The 16,600-nt window shown below is 46.3% G+C and carries 14 protein-coding genes and 3 pseudogenes; 7 read left to right on the top strand and 10 right to left on the bottom strand.

Annotation, left to right across the window (positions count from 1 at the left end):
- Positions 1-293: 293 nt before the first annotated feature.
- Complete coding sequence (locus tag ACT7WV_RS25850; RefSeq protein WP_463424164.1) at positions 294-539, top strand: hypothetical protein; 246 nt, start codon at positions 294-296, stop codon at positions 537-539.
- Between the two features lie 179 nt (positions 540-718).
- Here ACT7WV_RS25850 and ACT7WV_RS11655 read toward each other — a convergent pair.
- From ACT7WV_RS11655 to ACT7WV_RS11645, 3 genes and pseudogenes are all read right to left on the bottom strand, one after another.
- A pseudogene (locus ACT7WV_RS11655) lies at positions 719-934 on the bottom strand (leucine-rich repeat domain-containing protein); the annotation flags it as partial.
- A gap of 15 nt (positions 935-949) precedes the next feature.
- Positions 950-1,072: a leucine-rich repeat domain-containing protein gene (locus ACT7WV_RS11650; RefSeq protein WP_445103053.1), complete on the bottom strand. Its 123-nt coding sequence runs from the start codon at positions 1,070-1,072 to the stop codon at positions 950-952.
- A complete protein-coding gene (locus ACT7WV_RS11645) occupies positions 1,065-1,316 on the bottom strand; it encodes a leucine-rich repeat domain-containing protein (RefSeq protein WP_445103052.1) in 252 nt (83 codons plus the stop codon). The genes ACT7WV_RS11650 and ACT7WV_RS11645 overlap by 8 nt, the downstream gene beginning before the upstream one ends.
- Before the next feature lie 812 nt (positions 1,317-2,128).
- On the opposite strand from ACT7WV_RS11645, the pseudogene ACT7WV_RS11640 reads away from it, so the two are divergent.
- Together ACT7WV_RS11640 and ACT7WV_RS11635 are read left to right on the top strand one after the other, a co-directional pair.
- Positions 2,129-2,443 (top strand): annotated as a pseudogene (locus ACT7WV_RS11640) (hypothetical protein); the annotation flags it as partial.
- Between the two features lie 222 nt (positions 2,444-2,665).
- A complete protein-coding gene (locus ACT7WV_RS11635) occupies positions 2,666-3,886 on the top strand; it encodes a sodium-dependent bicarbonate transport family permease (RefSeq protein WP_445105631.1) in 1,221 nt (406 codons plus the stop codon).
- A 313-nt stretch (positions 3,887-4,199) separates the two neighbouring features.
- On the opposite strand, the pseudogene ACT7WV_RS11630 reads toward ACT7WV_RS11635, so the two are convergent.
- The 5 genes and pseudogenes from ACT7WV_RS11630 to ACT7WV_RS11610 all read right to left on the bottom strand — a co-directional run.
- A pseudogene (locus tag ACT7WV_RS11630) lies at positions 4,200-4,596 on the bottom strand (ISNCY-like element ISAtsp9 family transposase); the annotation flags it as partial.
- Positions 4,597-4,812: 216 nt separating this feature from the next.
- Complete coding sequence (locus ACT7WV_RS11625) at positions 4,813-6,147, bottom strand: glutamine synthetase family protein (RefSeq protein ID WP_445103051.1); 1,335 nt, start codon at positions 6,145-6,147, stop codon at positions 4,813-4,815.
- On the bottom strand, positions 6,116-8,242 hold the full coding sequence (locus tag ACT7WV_RS11620) for a S9 family peptidase (RefSeq protein WP_445103050.1): 2,127 nt from the start codon (positions 8,240-8,242) through the stop codon (positions 6,116-6,118). The genes ACT7WV_RS11625 and ACT7WV_RS11620 overlap by 32 nt, the downstream gene beginning before the upstream one ends.
- 250 nt (positions 8,243-8,492) lie before the next feature.
- Positions 8,493-9,188: a LysR family substrate-binding domain-containing protein gene (locus tag ACT7WV_RS11615; protein ID WP_445103049.1), complete on the bottom strand. Its 696-nt coding sequence runs from the start codon at positions 9,186-9,188 to the stop codon at positions 8,493-8,495.
- Positions 9,189-9,203: 15 nt separating this feature from the next.
- Positions 9,204-9,320, bottom strand: coding sequence for a LysR family transcriptional regulator (locus ACT7WV_RS11610; RefSeq protein ID WP_445103048.1), 117 nt, complete (start codon positions 9,318-9,320; stop codon positions 9,204-9,206).
- 123 nt (positions 9,321-9,443) lie between these two features.
- Between ACT7WV_RS11610 and ACT7WV_RS11605 the strand changes: the two genes are divergently transcribed.
- Entirely contained in the window at positions 9,444-10,325 is an 882-nt protein-coding gene (locus ACT7WV_RS11605) for an aspartoacylase (protein ID WP_445103047.1), read from the top strand.
- Here the strand turns inward: ACT7WV_RS11605 and ACT7WV_RS11600 are convergent.
- Positions 10,318-10,863 carry a hypothetical protein gene (locus ACT7WV_RS11600; RefSeq protein WP_445103046.1) on the bottom strand — a complete coding sequence of 182 codons (546 nt, stop codon included), beginning with the start codon at positions 10,861-10,863 and terminating at the stop codon, positions 10,318-10,320. The genes ACT7WV_RS11605 and ACT7WV_RS11600 overlap by 8 nt on opposite strands.
- A 168-nt stretch (positions 10,864-11,031) precedes the next feature.
- Here ACT7WV_RS11600 and ACT7WV_RS11595 point away from each other — a divergent pair, with 168 nt between their 5' ends.
- From ACT7WV_RS11595 to ACT7WV_RS11585, 3 genes are all read left to right on the top strand, one after another.
- Positions 11,032-11,616, top strand: a complete 585-nt coding sequence (locus ACT7WV_RS11595; protein WP_445103045.1) for a thioredoxin family protein — start codon at positions 11,032-11,034, stop codon at positions 11,614-11,616.
- A gap of 320 nt (positions 11,617-11,936) precedes the next feature.
- Positions 11,937-13,016: a molybdopterin-dependent oxidoreductase gene (locus ACT7WV_RS11590; protein WP_445103044.1), complete on the top strand. Its 1,080-nt coding sequence runs from the start codon at positions 11,937-11,939 to the stop codon at positions 13,014-13,016.
- Positions 13,013-14,473 carry an adenylate/guanylate cyclase domain-containing protein gene (locus tag ACT7WV_RS11585; RefSeq protein WP_445103043.1) on the top strand — a complete coding sequence of 487 codons (1,461 nt, stop codon included), beginning with the start codon at positions 13,013-13,015 and terminating at the stop codon, positions 14,471-14,473. The genes ACT7WV_RS11590 and ACT7WV_RS11585 overlap by 4 nt, the downstream gene beginning before the upstream one ends.
- Positions 14,474-14,587: 114 nt before the next feature.
- Here the strand turns inward: ACT7WV_RS11585 and ACT7WV_RS11580 are convergent, their stop codons facing one another.
- Complete coding sequence (locus ACT7WV_RS11580) at positions 14,588-16,591, bottom strand: adenylate/guanylate cyclase domain-containing protein (RefSeq protein WP_445103042.1); 2,004 nt, start codon at positions 16,589-16,591, stop codon at positions 14,588-14,590.
- Positions 16,592-16,600: the final 9 nt, after the last annotated feature.

The raw sequence follows: 16,600 nt of genomic DNA, 5'->3' as shown, positions 1-16,600 counted from the left end.
TCTGTTCAGAAAGATTTAGTCAGATTAGCGAAAGCATTTTATAAAAAACACTTATCCTTTTGGCGCTATGACCACCATTCAACCAGCAAATCTAAGTATAAACTTAAGAATATGGTTCAAAGCGAAAGCATAGATGTCTGTCTTCTGTTCGACATCAATGTCAGGTTTGAGCGACCCAGTCTCTCTCATTGAGACACTCTCCATTCACAGGTGAATTTCTGACAGGTGTTTCCCTAGCGACCGGCAACTACCCGCCACCGCCACACACGTTTGATCAGCATGGAGCGTACACAATGAACAAGTTTGACTCAACTAAACTTCAGACCAAATTTGACAACACCAGCGAAGGCTGGCTCGTGCAAGTCTATGGGCGCAATCGCCGCCTGCTCTGCGTGCTCGAATCGTCTCACGCCTGGACTTTTTTGTTGGGCTGTGGGTTCGGTCTCCTACTAGCTGTGGGGTGGTTTAACCTCGCCCGTCATAGTCCGTCCGCGACTTATGAGCCAGCAACAACTCCCCCCGAAATGTGGATTGATTAGCTCAGCCATTGCTAGAAGAGTGGTGCCCAGGCAACTCTTCCGATTTGCCCGGTCTCATACCGTCCTCTGGTGAAAACAAGCAGACATTGGTCGGTTCAACTGGACAGGTAGAATGGAGCAGACTAGTCCCCCGCAGATCGAGCCAGGATAACTTTGACAAATCCGTCAGGGCGTTCACCTCAGCAACAAGCGTGTTGTACAGTTCGAGCCAATGCGGGTTGGTTCAAACCTTGAAGCGGCGAAATATCGGCAACCTGAGTGTTGAACAGCAGCAGCTCTTGGAGTTCGCCTAGGTTTGTCAGTGGTGCAATATCCGTAATCGGATTGTTGCCCAACAAGAGTGATCGCAGCTCCGTCAAATTTTGCAGCGGTGCGACATCGACAATCTCATTGCCAAATACAAATAGACTCTAGAGCTGTCTCAGATCGGCCAGGGGCGACAGGTCGCCGATGTGGTTATTGCCTAGGGTAAGATACCAAAGCCGATCAAGGTCTGCGAGGGAGGAAAGATCGGTGATCTGGTTGTTAAACACTGCAAGTGACGCCAGGTTGTCCAGTTATGGGAGACAAATCTGCAATTTCGTTGTTGTACAGCGACAGGGTTTTGAGATTCGTGAGGGTTGCTAGAGGTTGCAGAGCAGCGATGTTATTGCTGTCTAAAAACAGATACTCTAGATTAGTGAGTGACTGTAGAGGGGTCATGTCTTCGATGTCGTTGACGGCTAGAGACAACCAGGTGACCTGGGTAAAGGCAGACCAGGGCTTTACATCTTGCAACTCCAGGGCTCTAGCCTAGGATCGATGTTTCCTGCTGGCTGATCAAGGCGTCGGCAGCCCGCACAGTTTTTTGTCCCGGTGAGCAACAGCAGCTGATCAACAGTGTGAGCCTTTTCTGGTGGCAACTCTGCCTGCTCTTCACATCATTCGGTAAAGGTCTTTATAGAGGCATCGGGCACAGCAGCCGGCTCTGGAGACAAATTAATGACGCCCAAGCCGACTGCGATTGGCAGCGCCATCCAACGTAATTTGGGAAGTGCAGTCAGATAAAGCCCTTCTTAATAACAACAACGTATAGAGAAAATTCTGCGATCGCAATTTACATTGACCCGAAATATACAGGTTTTCTGAGAATCAAAGGAAAACTTATGATTTGCATTTGACATTTCCATGTAGGGCGATTGTAAATTTGTGCAGATTTTAAGATAAACTTAAGCACATAGAGATTCCGGTCTTAATAAATATTGATCTATGGGAGGTGCTGTGGGACAGGTATTTGTGTAACACCTGTGCTGCAGACGTGTAGCGCTGTACCCCCGCTTTCTTCAACTTTTAACCAATTTCACTTATCGCAATCACCACTCCCCCAGCCAGGGGAGACGGAAGGAGGTACTCATGGCAAATTTCTCTCGCATGTCTCGTCGGAACTTTCTATACACTGCCGGCGCTTCCGCAGCCGGCTCTATTGTAATTCCAAGTAGAAATGAACAGCAACAACCGCCCGCGGATTGGAAATCCGGGGCTAACACAACGAAGTCCGTCTTCACGGACTCTAAAGGTTTCTGTATGGAAATAAATGGGAATGACTATATCTCCATCTCTGGTTGGCCGTGTTTCCCACAGTCTGCATCTGGTTTGCGGCTTTGGGGGTGAGTGCGATGGCGTTTAAACTAAATGGTTTTAACTTTAATCACTTGGTGCTGAATGCTTTAGGTCGTCCGGTGTTGACCTATGCCGACATCATCAACCGGGCTAATCTGGGCGCTCAGTCGATGCATTCCCCGAATGCGCACCATTTTCCGTTGCTGCTAGCGATGCATGACCGCTCCCCACCTGAGTGGGTACCCGAAAACGCTTTCCCAGATGCATCGCTGGGATTTTACGAACCAATTGCTGGTGAACTATAGCCGCAACAAGCCATTGCCAATGAATCACCACTGATTAGCGCGATCATTTGCGCTCGCCAGAGCGAAACCTTATCTTTTAGCACAGGACGCACCGGGATGCAGATGCCTTCTTAGTGGTGGATTGACTCGCTGCTCACCCGGATGCGCCAGCTACCCAGGATGCGAGGCTACCCTTGTCTGCCGTCCTCACCCCTAATATCTGATTTAAGGAGAAATTACAACGTGGATTTTTTGTCGGAATTCTTGACGAAATTTGGGGCGCAGTTGCAGTCCCCGACGCTCGGCTTTTTGATTGGCGGTATAGTCATTGCCGCCCTCGGTAGCAAACTGGCAATTCCAGATGCGATCTATAAGTTCATCGTCTTCATGCTGCTCATCAAAGTAGGCCTGAAGGGTGGCATTGCGATCCGTGAGGCCAATCTGGCGGAGATGCTGTTACCCGCGCTGTTCGCCATGGTAATGGGGATACTTATCGTGTTTATCGCAAGCTACACGTTGGCCAAGCTGCCGAACATCAGAACCGTGGATGCCCTTGCAACCGGGGGCTTGTTCGGTGCCGTGAGTGGCTCTACCCTCGCCGCCGGCATAACGGTACTGGAAGCGCAAGGCATGGAATACGAACCCTGGGCCGGCGCACTCTATCCCTTCATGGACATCCCAGCGCTCGTGACTGCGATCGTCTTGGCCAGCATTTATACCAGCAAGAAAAAGTCTCTCAGCGAGCAGCGCCGTACCGCAGACGCATCTTTAAGTACCGCAGGTGAGTATTCATCTTTAAGTACCGCAGGCGCATCTTTAAGTACCGCAGGCGCGTCTTCCAGTACCGCAGGCGCGTCTTCCAGCAAGCCGGAGTATCCCACCACCAGGCAGGAGTATCGCAGCCAGCAGCGCATTACCGCAAGCGGGTATCCCAGCGATCAGGGCGGTACCGCAGGCAATCAGGTCAAGATATGGCCCATCATTAAGGAAAGCCTCGAGGGCTCTGCGCTATCGGCACTGTTGCTCGGCCTCGCTCTAGGCCTGCTAACCCGGCCGGAAAGTGTAGTTGAAAGCTTCTACGAGCCCCTCTTCCGCGGCCTGCTTTCGATACTGATGCTGGTAATGGGTATGGAGGCTTGGTCAAGGATTAACGAGCTGCGCAAGGTAGCCCAGTGGTACGCCGTATATGCTTTTGTGGGGCCGCTGCTGCATGGGTTCATAGCCTTCGGTCTCGGCATGATTGCCCACTACGCCACGGGGTTCAGTCCTGGTGGCGTCGCGCTCCTGGCTGTCATTGCCGCCTCCAGTTCAGACATCTCCGGACCGCCCACTTTACGAGCTGGTATCCCTACGGCCAATCCCTCTGCCTACATCGGCGCGTCCACAGCCGTCGGCACGCCGGTTGCGATTGCCCTGGGAATACCGCTCTACATCGGACTCGCCCAGGCGCTGATGGGCGGATGATCCCAGATGGGTCGCAGTCTGCCGGTACTCCCCTAGTCCGGCGACCAATGCGGCGGCTATGTCAAAGTCTGCGTAGTCTCCATTCAACAGCCGCGCGGCCCATAGGTCTGAGTCAATGACTTCTTTGCCGGCGTCAACGTTCCGCGAGCACAAAACACGGCCACCAAAAAGCCGGGGGTATGACCCCGGCTTTTTGGTTTGATCGGCTGGGTTTTTCCAGCAATTCGCATTTCGGAAATTCAACTGCTATTGGCAGGGAACTCTAGCTCGAGTCCCTAGAACATGAACGTTAGCAGATGAATTGTCGAAATGAGGTTTCTTCGATTTTTCCCGTCCATCGTGTTGTGGTGACCGTCGGCAGGTCAATCCCTTCAAGGTAGTCATAGAGTGTGGTCTGTGAGTCTGGACGACACACCAGAATAAAGTCCAACTGCTGGTCGACTAGCTACTGGCATCGGGGTTGGTGGCAATACAGATTATTCATCGCCTAACACCGTCACCTTCAAACGACCAAAGCGGTTCCCCTGACGGGAGAACCACCCCTTGGCGTCGGCATTCTCAGAGTCTGGTTTGTCATCGCCATCTTGTGGTCGGACAAATTCAGGGACTAACTGCCATCACCTGAGTCCGCCCCGGAGAGGACAGACGATGACGGGCGTGACCAGGCGATGGAAGTACTGGGTGTCCCCTGAACTCAAGGTGCGCGTCGAGGGTCTGAGTACTGAGCAAGTATTGGCAGTAATCTAGTTTACTAAATGACACCTGATGTTCAATCTCTCTCTACCTCGACTTGAGATTACCACAATTTTTGGGTGGGGAGCTTCCGCTACTGTACCACTATATATAGCGTGTCTGCGTAAGTCCTGAGCTTAAGTTCTTGGCAGGTGAAACTCACTGACTGAGAATAGTGCAAGATCTGAGACAGTTCAATACCGCTCCCACAATAACTTCACCTCTTCTTCCAGTTCTAAATCTTGCATCGCTTCCCATTCAGCTTGGCGCACTGCCAAATAAGCTTGAGCAAGTTCCGTACCCAAGGCTTCTAAAATTACCTGATCTCGACTTAATTGTTTGATAGATTCTCCTAAATTAGTGGGCAATGGCTCAATACCAAGGGCCGTACGTTCTGCCTCACTTAAGTTGCCAGGGTCTACTGTCACTGATTCTCCCAGTTCCAGACTAGTGCGGATGCCATCCAGTCCAGCGGCAATGATTGTCCCTAAAGCTAGGTAAGGATTAGCAGTAGCATCAACTGTTTTCAATTCAAAATGAGTCGGGCTGAGGAACTCTGGATTACTTGGTACTCTCAGCGCCGCCTCCCGGTTATCCATTCCCCAACAACGAAAAGCCCCACTCCAACAGTGAGGGCGGATACGGCGATAGGAGTTAGGGCTTGGTGTTGTCAGTGCCATTAAAGCTGGTAAGTGGTGCAGAATGCCCGCCATAAAGTGAGAGGCAACTGGAGAAATACCCCCATCACCTTGTAAATTGGGTAAAAGATTCTCTCCCGCCTGCCACAAACTGAGGTGAAGATGGCAACCACTGCCTGCTTGATCAGCAAAGATTTTCGGTAAAAATGAGGCTTTAAGGTGATGCTGGAGTGCGATCGCTCGCACTGTTTCTCGGAAGGCAATTTGTTGATCGGCTGCGGGTAGAGCATGGGTGTAAAGGATTGAGATCTCCTGCTGACCCGGCCCTGACTCTGGATAGTACTGCTCCACAAACATCCCTTGCTCCAGCAAGGCTTCGGCAATTTCATCAATTACAGAACGGTGGAGATCCATCGCCAGAGTTGAGGCAAAAACCGTCTGATCAGCCGGTGCTATCCCTTCCGATGTCTGCTGCAACAGATAAAACTCATTCTCAAAAGCGGCTATCACCTCGAAACCCTCACTCTCCGCTTCCGCAATCATGGTTTTGAGGAACTGTCGCGGACAGAGGTTCCAAGGTTGACCATCTTTGATCAAATCTCCCATGACACGAGCGTGGCGAGGAGCATAGGGCAAGGGAATAAAAGTGTTCCAGTCTGGCACCAAGCGCACCTCGCCCACTGGCCCTAGACCACTTCCGGGGACTGGGGCATCATACATCACGGGAATTGCTTGCTGGGCTGCTGAGATACCAACACCATGTTTAATGTAGTCCGATAAACTTACTCGGTGTACTGCCTTGGCTCGAATGATGTTGGCATTGTCACACCAGAGGAAGCGAACAAAACGTATCCCTAGCTCATCCAGATTTTGCAGCAGTTGCCTGTCCATCTAATGCTCCTAAGGCTGTTGAGCCTGTCTCCGGTAAACCTAAGCGATCAAGAATGAAGGCATACTCAAAGGCAGTCTCTTTGAGACGCTCATAACGTCCAGATGCGCCCCCATGTCCAGCACCCATATTAGTTCTCAGCAAGAGAAGATTATCATCAGTCTTCATCTGGCGCAGCTTAGCTGTCCACTTGGTTGGCTCCCAATAGGAGACGCGGACATCATTCAAACCGCTAGTAATTAGGAGATGCGGGTAGTCTTTGGACTCGACGTTATCATAGGGGGAGTAAGACTTCATGTAGTCGTAATAAGTTTTATCGTTGGGATTGCCCCACTCTTCCCATTCCATCGCAGATAGGGGCAGTGACGTGTCAAGGATAGTCGTTACTACGTCTACAAAAGGGACGTGGGCAACGACGACTTCAAACAGTTCTGGGCGCAAATTAATTACCGCTCCCATCAATAAGCCCCCAGCACTACCACCGGAAATGGCGAGGCGATCACTGGCAGTCCATTTTCGCGCAATTAGATGCTCTGCGCAAGCAATAAAATCGGTGAAAGTGTTCTTCTTCTGCAAGAACTTACCCTGTTTGTACCACTTGTACCCCATTTCCCCTCCACCACGAACGTGAGCAATTGCGATGACAACCCCACGTTCGAGGAGTGAGAGGCGGCTTGACGAGAAAGATACTGGATAACAAGAACTGTAAGAGCCATATCCGGTAAGCAGTAGAGGATTTTTGCCGTTTTTTTCTATTCCCCGTTTGTAAACGATAGATACAGGTATCTCAGTACCATCAGAAGCGGTAGCCATGATCCGTTCACTAAGGTACTGGGTTCGATCATAACCACCAAGTACTTCTGTTTCTTTTTTCAATTCACGCTGCTGGGTGTTCAGATTGTAATCAAACACTGAGGAGGGAGTAATCAAAGAGGTGTAATTAAAACGCAGGATAGTGCTGTTAAATTCCGGATTGTTTTCTGGAAAAACTGAATGCGTTGGCTCAGGAAAACTAATGTTATGTTCTTCTCCCGTGGCAAGTTTTTTCACTCGCACGGTTGGTAGTCCCGCCTCTCTTTCATAGATAATCAAGTGTTCAGCAAAAGCACTCACACCCGACAGCATTACGTCGTCTCGATGAGGAATTACCGTCTGCCAATTCGATTTTGCTGGAGAGTTTACGGCGGTTTTTACTAGCTTGAAGTTAATCGCTTTGTCATTAGTCACTAGATAAAAATAATTGGAATGGTGTTCTGCTTTATATTCCATTCCTGGCTGACGCGGGTGGATTACTTTAAAATCGCCGTTAGGAATATTTGCGTCTAAATAGTGAACTTCTGAGGTAATTGCACTCTTTAAGTTCATCAATATGTAAGCTTTACTGCGGGTTTTACCTACAAAAAGATTATAGGATTTATCTTCTTCCTGGTGGAGCAGAACATCCCGGTTGGGAGAATTGCCTAAGGTGTGTCGCCAAAGTTGGAAAGGGCGGTTGGCGCTGTCAACTTGAGTATAAAATACGGTACAATTATCATTGCCCCAGGTAAACGATGTATAGGTATTAGTAATAGTTTCTGGATATAGTTTGTCGCTGTTGAGATCAAGAAAGAAAAGTGTATATTGCTCAGCACCGCTAGTATCAATGGAGTAAGCCAAAATTTGATGATCAGGACTAACTTGGCACACACCCAAGCTAAAAAATGTGTGATCTTTTGCCAGTTTGTTCTGATCTAATAAAACTTCTTCTGAGGCTTCAAGACTACCTTTTTTACGACAATAAATTGAATAAGCCTTTGCTTGTTCAGTGCGCCAATAGTAATAAAAATCACCTTGCCGATAAGGCACTGAGAGGTCGGTTTCTTTGATGCGGCCCAGCATTTCCTGATAGAGAGTAGCTTGGAGTGCTTCGGTATGCTGCAGCATAGCAGAAGTGTAGGCATTTTCTGCTTCTAAGTAGGTGACGACTTTTGGATCATCCCGATCCCGCATCCAGAAGTAGTCATCAACTCGTTCATCTCCATGTTTGAGCAATATCTGCGGCTGCTTTTCGGCAACCGGTGGAGTCACTATCGCTTCTGGGCAATGCTGTTGAGTCATACTTGTCACCTCTATGTGATGCAGATTTAGCAATTCATTGAACTTAACTCATCGAACTGAACAAGAAGTACTTTAGCAAGTAAGCGTGTTTTACCTAAAATTGCTACAGTTTCGTTGAGTTCTGCGTGTGACGCTGAGCTAACCCATTTTGTAGGATAAGCAATTTTGCTAGGTTTGTGTCAAATCCCTAACCAATTCCGTGACATCCTCCCGGCGCTAATTCGCAGCATATAGCGCAGACTTGCCAAAATCACTTTTGAGTTTTCCTGGTTACTCTCTTTCGAGGTTTCGACACTTGCCTAGACTGAGTTTCCCTGGTCCCCGCTAGAAGGACGCTATCACGTCCCGCTTCGCTAACGTCGGCACAGGCAGTTTCCTTTCCCGTCTGTCCGACGGTACTAATTAGCTCTATTCCTCGGTTGCGTATCACCTGACCACTAGCTACATCCCGATCTGTTTTGTATCTAAATTGAGGTGGGGGTAAAATAAATAGCTCATCCGCTAGTGCTTCTAGGGAAACTTGAGTTTGGGCTGCTAGAGGATGGTTTTCAGGCAAAACAATAACTAGAGGTTCTTGTAAGATAGACACAAAACTGAGAGTATCATCATTCTCATTAATTTTTTGCGCATTGTGCAAGTGAACGAAACCGAGATCAACTTGCCGATTGCGGAGTTCCTGAAGCTGCTGGTAAGAAACTAATTCATGCAACACCAGAGCTACGCCGGGATAGCGATCGCGAAATGTTCGCAGAATGTCGGGAAGAACGCTGTTAGCGATCAAGATATTGACTCCTAGTGTCAGTCGTTCAATTTTGCCACGGCTGGCTCTTTGCGCAGAGACAATTGCTTGTTCAAGCTGAGTGGAAACCTGACGCGCTTCTACCAAAAACACTAGTCCCGCAGCCGTTAATTGAAGTGGACGCGTTTTGCGATCTACCAGTTGCAATCCCAGTTCATTTTCTCAAGAGCGGATTTGCTGACTTAGAGGCGGCTGGGCAATAGGCAAACCTTCAGCGGCAGGACTTAAATTGAGTTCTTCAGCCAAAACGATAAAGCATCCCAGATGTCGGAGTTCCATTACTGAGCATTACTATATCTTTTTAGTGTAGTTTTCTGATTAAGAAAGTATTGGACATATAGTAGAAACCTCTTTTACTGCAATTGCAAGAAAATAGTCATTTTTAAGTTAAAAACACAAAATATGGATCAGATTAGTCGAGTAGCAATCGTTGGAGGAGTTCACGGTAATGAATTTACAGGAGCGTACTTGATCAAGAAGTTCGAGCGATTTCCTGAACTGATTAAGCGCTCAAGTTTGGCAAGTTTTACATTACTAGGTAATCCTCGGGCATTTGAGGCCAGAAAACGATATATCGACAAGGACTTAAACCGCTGTTTTAGCAGTGAGTATTTGCAAAATCCAACACTTTCTAACTATGAAGAAAATCGCGCCCAAGTAATTCATCAAATGCTCGGACAGCAAGGTCAATACCCAGCGGATTTTATTGTAGACTTACACAGCACAACAACCAACATGGGACTGACCATCATCTTGGGTAATTATCATCCCTTTAATTTACAATTAGCTGCTTATCTAAGTTCAATTAGTCCCCTAGTAAAAGTCTATAGTTGTATAAAGTTTGGTCAACAAGATGCTGTCTTGAGGTCTCTTTGTGAATTGAGTTTGGCAATTGAAGTTGGACCAGTAGCTCAGGGTGTCTTAGATGCAGTTTGTTTTCAGAAAGCTGAGCAGCTCGTCTATGCTATTTTGGATTATTTAGAAAATTATAACCAGGGTAAAACAGTGCACCGGAGTCAGTCTCTCACTGTTTACAAATTTTTGAAAGTCATCGACTACCCTCGAAATGATCAGGGAGAAATTCAGGCAATGATTCATCCTCAACTTCAAGGTAAAGATTATGAAGCTCTTAATCCTGGCGATCCCATATTCCTGACTTTCGATAATCGCGTGATTAGTTACCAAGGTGATTCAACCGTCTATCCTGTCTTCATTAATGAGGCAGCTTACTACGAAAAAGAAATTGCTTTACATTTAACAGAGAAACAAGATATTTTTATTTAAAAAACAACTTTCTACTGCGATTAATTTTTCTTTTCCTTTGACTTCGCAAGACCTCGGCAAGTAAAGCCGCCTCTCGTTCAGCTTTGAATAAATCTACAGGTCGCGACGTTAGCAATAATGACCCAGACTGCTGTTGTTGAACATTGGGGAGATTTACTGCCTGATACTCACAAACCTCAGGCGTAAAGGATGCTAGCGTCTCAGTACCCGTCGCACGTTGCTGTATCCCTTGCAGTGCTCTGTGATCTTGGTTGACTTCCGATGCGATCGCTTTTAGTTCCAATAGTGCTGCCTCCAGCTCAGCGGAGAGCTGGTTAATCCGTGACCCTTGACTGTGCAAGCGTCTCAAACCATCTATAGTTCTTTGTCTAAGGAATGCCAAAGATGGTCTAACCCTGAAAGATAATCGTGAGTTCGACCAATTGCTCAACTTTTGTGGTTGCCTTTTCTCCCCTGGTAGCTCTGATAGCCCAGTAGGAAGCCTTAGCTTTTCTGGAGAAACAGGATGCTGATTTAGCTGAACGTGATCTTCTTTCATTTTGGTTAGGGGCGATTACCTGATGGCGACTTTACTAATACAAATGTACTATAAAATATCAGGTAGCAAAAGTAGTAGTTTTTCTACCAGACCTTGCTGCTGTATTTGGCATTTTTTGCTGGAGTAGAGGAACATAGTGGGCAGTGCAGTATATCAGGAGTCCAAAAGATGGCGCGAACTGCCTCTACCATGTTGCCCTTAGCAACGAAAGCACCAGATTTCCAGTTAGAGGATGTGGTGTCTGGTCAAACAATTTCCTTAGATACTTTTGCTGGTAAGCAAGGATTACTGGTAATGTTCATCTGTCGCCATTGTCCTTTTGTGAAGCATGTGCAGGAAGAACTGGCGCGAATTGGTGAGGACTATGCTGACAAAGAGCTAGCAATTGTGGCAATTAGCGCTAACGATGCTGACAAGTACCCCGATGACGCTCCCGACTCCCTGAAGGAAATGGCTGAGCAGCTAGGATTTACTTTTCCCTTGTGCTACGACGAGAGCCAAGAAACCGCCAAAGCTTACACTGCTGCTTGTACCCCAGATTTCTTTGTTTTCGATGCTCAGCAGCAGCTAGTCTACCGAGGTCAACTCGACGAGAGCCGCCCTAGTAATCAGCAATCAGTTAATGGTAAGGATTTACGAGCCGCTCTTGATGCTGTTTTGGCGGCTCAAACTGTTAACTCTGACCAAAAGCCGAGTCTGGGCTGCAACATTAAGTGGAAACCGGGGAATGAACCCTCGTATTACGGAACCTAAAAGGCTGGTCAGTTAGTCATGTCATTGGTGGTGATGCTTCAAATTAAAAATAAATAAAAAATTAAAAATTGCCAAAGGGGGTCACTGGTTGGTGAAACAAGCCGTTTTCCCAGAGAAGAATCTCTAAAGAGATTTCTCTACTAATCTTCTAGGGTGTGTCTGCTAACTTTTTATTGTTAAAAATGATTTTTTAGACTCTTTCTGGAGTGTAAAAATCAAATCCGATTTGGAGAAATATAGAGCAACTCTCAACTAGAGATTTCGCTCTTAAAGCAGACGCAACCTAGCAATAGTTACAGGTAACCAGCCGGTTGACTTCGATGAAAAACTTATTCAATCACCTGCTGCTGTGCCGCAAGAAAAGCAAAGCAGGCAGCAAAAGAGCTTTCCCCTGCGCGTTTTTTACTTTTGCTTGTTTTCAGTTGTCGGTTAGTCTGAGTGGATGTAGCAATCTACCTACAGAGACCAAACTTGAAGCATGGCGTATAGAGGCAAGTAACCTAAATGCCCAGATGATTGCCACTCAAAAACCAGAAGAAATTCAGCAACAGTGGGAACTGACTATCCAAGGGCAGACAGCAAAAGGAGAGCCAGTAAACTTAAGTTGGCCAGAATTAGAAACCTTGGCAAATAGCTCGATCAACACCAAGGAGCCACACAACTCTAGTGATCTCGAGCAAGTGATCAAATTTCGGGGCATCGCTGCTTCAACACTGCTCGATCAGTTTGGTGCTGCGCCCCAAGTAGCGGAGGTAACTTTTGTTGCCCATGATGACTATCGAGCAACTGTCAGCCTCGCCGACTTGCGCCAATACCCAATTTTGCTGGCCCTAGAGCGCAATGGTCAGAAAATTTCCCGCAGTAAAGGCGGCCCTCTTTATCTAGTATTTCCTTATGATAAATATCCACAGCTCCAAGTCAAGTACCCGGATCGCTTTTGGGCATTTTATCTCACCGACATGGTGGTTGGTACTGAGCCGATCCAACTAAAAGTGGGTGGTCGTTTGTTCGATGCTGATACTCTGAAAAAACTGCCACAGGCTACCCTTAATGAAGCTGTTGCCTACCGAATTGGTTGGCCAGTGGGTAAAACCAAGCTCTACGGAGTGCATGTACGTGATGCTCTTGCCGCCGCAGGGGTTAAAATTCCCGAAAACGGTGCTGTTATTGTTAAAGGGAAGTCGCCTATTTACCGTAACCCCGCTAATCCCATCCGCTTGGAGGCATCTGATGTCAAAAACTGCGATATTTTGCTAGCAACTCACTGGGGCGATAATCAGATGCCTATCCCAGCGAAAATGGGTGGTCCTCTCACTTTGGCATTCTCTCCTGATTGTCAAACTCAGTCCGAAAATCGCCACTGGGTTACCTTCGTAGAGGAGCTTGAGGTCACACAATGAAGGTTGTTTTGTTTGGCTCCATCCGCACTCGGATGATGGCTTTCACGGCTTTTTTAATTTTGGCAATTGTTGGGGTCGTGGTATGGAGTTGGGCAGAGGATATGAGTGATGTCTACTACAATCAGAAACAGCAGGAAGCCAAGATGATCGTTACGGCTCTCTCCAATGCCTGGACAAATGAACTAGTAAACCAGAATTGGAGTCAGATTCGCTTGAGTCTCAATCTGCTGACTCAACGAAACTCCCAATTCATCTACATTCTTGTTTCCGATGCACGACGCTCTAACCAGATTGTTGCCGCTTCCCCGGAGGCTTTTCAGGAGCAGTACTTTCCTGATCTAGTACCAGTAGAGATCACAAAAAAAGCACTGGAAACCTATAGCTATAGCCGCCTTCAGAAAACCTTCATCCTGCGAGACATTGAGTTTCCTCGTGATCAGATGCGATCGCGCCGTGGTGAACGTATCCTTGAGGCTGCTGCTGGCATCCGTAGCGCCACTGGAGAAAAAATTGGCAATCTCCGGATTGGGGTGTCACTCAAACAAGTTAGGAGTGCTGTTAGGAGAGCCATTTACAAAGCGTTATTGGTGGGAGCTTTTGGACTCAGCTTTGGTTTGCTAGGTGCCTATATCTTGGCATTACATCTGACCAAACCAGTCAAGCGCTTACAAATTAGTGCAGCCAAGATTGCTGCGGGTAATTGGCAGCACCGCGTTAATATTTACCGAGCTGACGAAATTGGGGCTTTGGCAACTTCCTTTAATGAGATGTCGAGCGCTCTACAGGCAATGTTTAGCAGGCTGGAAAAAACCCTTGATTCCTTCGAGCGGTTTGTACCTGGTAAGTTTTTGACGGTTATTGCCTCTGACGGTATTGAAAACATTCAGGTAGGTGTGGCGGCGACACGGCTGATCACAATTTTGTTTGCTGACATTCGTGGCTACACATCGATGTCAGAGCAGATGACGCCTATGGAAACCTTCACTTTATTAAATGACTATCTTGCCTGTATGGGGCAAGTAATCAATGAGGCTGGTGGCTTCATTGACAAATACATCGGTGATGCCATCATGGCACTCTTTGAAAATGAGAATTCTGGTTGTTCTCTATACGCGGCACTGGCAATGCAGCAACGCCTTAAAGTGTTTAATGAAGAACGTCAGAGTAAAAATCAGCCGATCATCAAAATTGGTATAGGTATTCACTATGGTGAGGTGGTAATGGGTACTATCGGCTTTACTTCAAGAATTGAGTCTACAGTGATTGGAGATGCCGTGAATGTGGCAGCAAGGGTTGAAGGGCTGACTAGGATTTACGATTGTGGCATCTTGGTAACTGAGCCAGTGGTATCGATGCTAAAAGAGCGAGAAGCCTTCCATCTGCGCCTAGTTGATGATTATGTCAAGGTTAAGGGTAAGAAGGATTCAGTGGCAATTTATGAGTTACTTGGAGCTTAGCTAGTTTTCCCAAGCTGCTTAAATATATAAGCAATTAGAGAATAAATTGGATAGTATTTACCTGGTACAACGGGGAAAAAATCACCATAATTACGAATTATCAATTACAAATTTTCAATGGCGACCCTTCAAAAGATAAGTCGTCATTGAGCCTTTTCCCTTAATGGGAATTTGACCTCGTTTCTGGAAGACAAAGTACTCTTTAAGTAGCTCATAGGTGTTCGCTGTGACCTGAATCTCACCAGGAATACCATTGGTTTCCATACGAGAAGCAATATTGACTGTATCACCCCATAAATCATAACTGAATTTACTAATGCCAATTACCCCCGCCACCACTGGCCCAGTGTTAATGCCAATTCGTAACTGAAAAACTTTCTCTGTCAGGTTAGTAAAATTGACCATTTTTGCTTGCATATCCAGCGCCATCTGGGCGACGATATAAGCATGATTGGTAAGCGGTGTAGGTAAGCCTCCCACCACCATATAAGCGTCTCCAATCATCTTGATTTTCTCTAAGCCGTATTTTTCTGCTAACTGGTCGAACTGCGAGAAAATTACATTGAGTACTTCTACCAATGCTTCGGGAGATTTTGTTGAAGAGAATTCGGTAAAACCAACAATGTCAGCAAATAAGACACTAACTTCTTCAAAATGATCAGCGATTGTGGTTTGTCCCTGTTGTAGTCGCTCAACGATGGGCTTGGGTAAAATATTGAGTAGTAATTGATCATTTTGTTCTTTCTGAAATTTCAGTGCTTCTTGGGTTAACCTGCGTTCTGTAATATCAGCAACTGTACCTTCATAATAGAGCAGTTTCCCTTGAGTATTACGCACAGCACGAGCATTTTCCGAAATCCAAATTAGCCCACCATCTTGCTTATACACTTGTGATTCAAAACTCGATATAGTATCGTTGACCTCCATAGCGGCAACAAATTCCTGGCGGCGCTTGGGTTCAACATAAATTTGAGAAATGTCTTGAATCGTGGTAATTAGCTCGGCTGGTGAGTCGTAACCATACAATCGAGCTAATGCCCGATTGGCACTTAGGTATTGTCCAGAGGGGGTAGTTTGAAAAATGCCCTCGACTGCGTTTTCAACAATACTATGATATTTGTACTCAGCAATTCGCAAGGCTGCTTCTGCCTGCTTACGTTGCATTAAGGAACTTAACTGACTAGCAACAGCGTTAACTAACTCTAATAAATTTTTTTGTGGCGGACTAGCTACCTGTTTAAAGAACACTAAAATTGCTAATACTTGGTCATTAACTAAAATTGGTACACCAAAACCAGCTTTTAATCCTACTATTTTAGCAACTTTGGCGCGGAGAAAATCTTCCTCTGATTCAAGGGAAACATCTTCGATCCATTCTGGTTTTTTAGATAACCAAATACGCCCTACGAATCCAGAGCCAGGAGCAAATGTTGTTGTCAAACTTTTATTTCTAAATTCCTCTAAACCCGGACTTCTAAAACACCAACCACGACTGCATTCAAGGACATTATTTTCAATGTTGGGTATCCAGGCTTCTCCTAAGTCCCAATTTATTGTTCGACAACAAGAACACAGAATAACTTGCAAAGCAGAATGAAAGTCTTCTGCTTCACCAATAGCTTTAGTGGTAGAAAGTAAAAAACTTATTTTCTCTTCAGCACGGCGGCGCTCGGCAATTTCAGATTGTAGCTGAATATTTTTTTGTTGTATTTGCTGAGAGAGTCTCTGTTGATTTATCTGACTGTTGACACGGGCTAAAACTTCTTCTAATTGAAAGGGTTTAGTAATGTAATCTACACCTCCTACCGTGAAACCTTTAACTTTATCTAATACTTTATCTAAAGCACTGATGAAAATTACTGGTATGTCGCGAATTTGTGGAATTTTTTTTAACTCTTGGCAGACTTCATAACCGTTCATTACTGGCATGTTGACATCCAGTAAAATTAAATCAGGGTTTACTACTTTTACTCCCTGTAAGGCAAATTGACCGCTGATAGCTTTCTTTACCTGATAACCCTGGGACTCCAACATGGTAGATAAAAGCCGCAAATTATCCGGTGTATCGTCAATAATGAGAATTTTGCCTCTTGAATCTGAGGTTTGATAGTTAGCCATAAAAATAAT

It is taken from the genome of Symploca atlantica LB2515, assembly GCF_052546295.1.
This window is presented reverse-complemented; position numbering and strand designations above follow the sequence as displayed.

Coding starts and splice junctions, on each gene's coding strand:
- ACT7WV_RS25850 (WP_463424164.1), top strand. CDS start 294: ATGAACAAGTTTGACTCAACTAAACTTCAGACCAAATTTGACAACACC.
- ACT7WV_RS11625 (WP_445103051.1), bottom strand. CDS start 6,147: ATGGACAGGCAACTGCTGCAAAATCTGGATGAGCTAGGGATACGTTTT.
- ACT7WV_RS11620 (WP_445103050.1), bottom strand. CDS start 8,242: ATGACTCAACAGCATTGCCCAGAAGCGATAGTGACTCCACCGGTTGCC.
- ACT7WV_RS11610 (WP_445103048.1), bottom strand. CDS start 9,320: ATGGAACTCCGACATCTGGGATGCTTTATCGTTTTGGCTGAAGAACTC.
- ACT7WV_RS11605 (WP_445103047.1), top strand. CDS start 9,444: ATGGATCAGATTAGTCGAGTAGCAATCGTTGGAGGAGTTCACGGTAAT.
- ACT7WV_RS11600 (WP_445103046.1), bottom strand. CDS start 10,863: ATGAAAGAAGATCACGTTCAGCTAAATCAGCATCCTGTTTCTCCAGAA.
- ACT7WV_RS11595 (WP_445103045.1), top strand. CDS start 11,032: ATGGCGCGAACTGCCTCTACCATGTTGCCCTTAGCAACGAAAGCACCA.
- ACT7WV_RS11590 (WP_445103044.1), top strand. CDS start 11,937: ATGAAAAACTTATTCAATCACCTGCTGCTGTGCCGCAAGAAAAGCAAA.
- ACT7WV_RS11585 (WP_445103043.1), top strand. CDS start 13,013: ATGAAGGTTGTTTTGTTTGGCTCCATCCGCACTCGGATGATGGCTTTC.
- ACT7WV_RS11580 (WP_445103042.1), bottom strand. CDS start 16,591: ATGGCTAACTATCAAACCTCAGATTCAAGAGGCAAAATTCTCATTATT.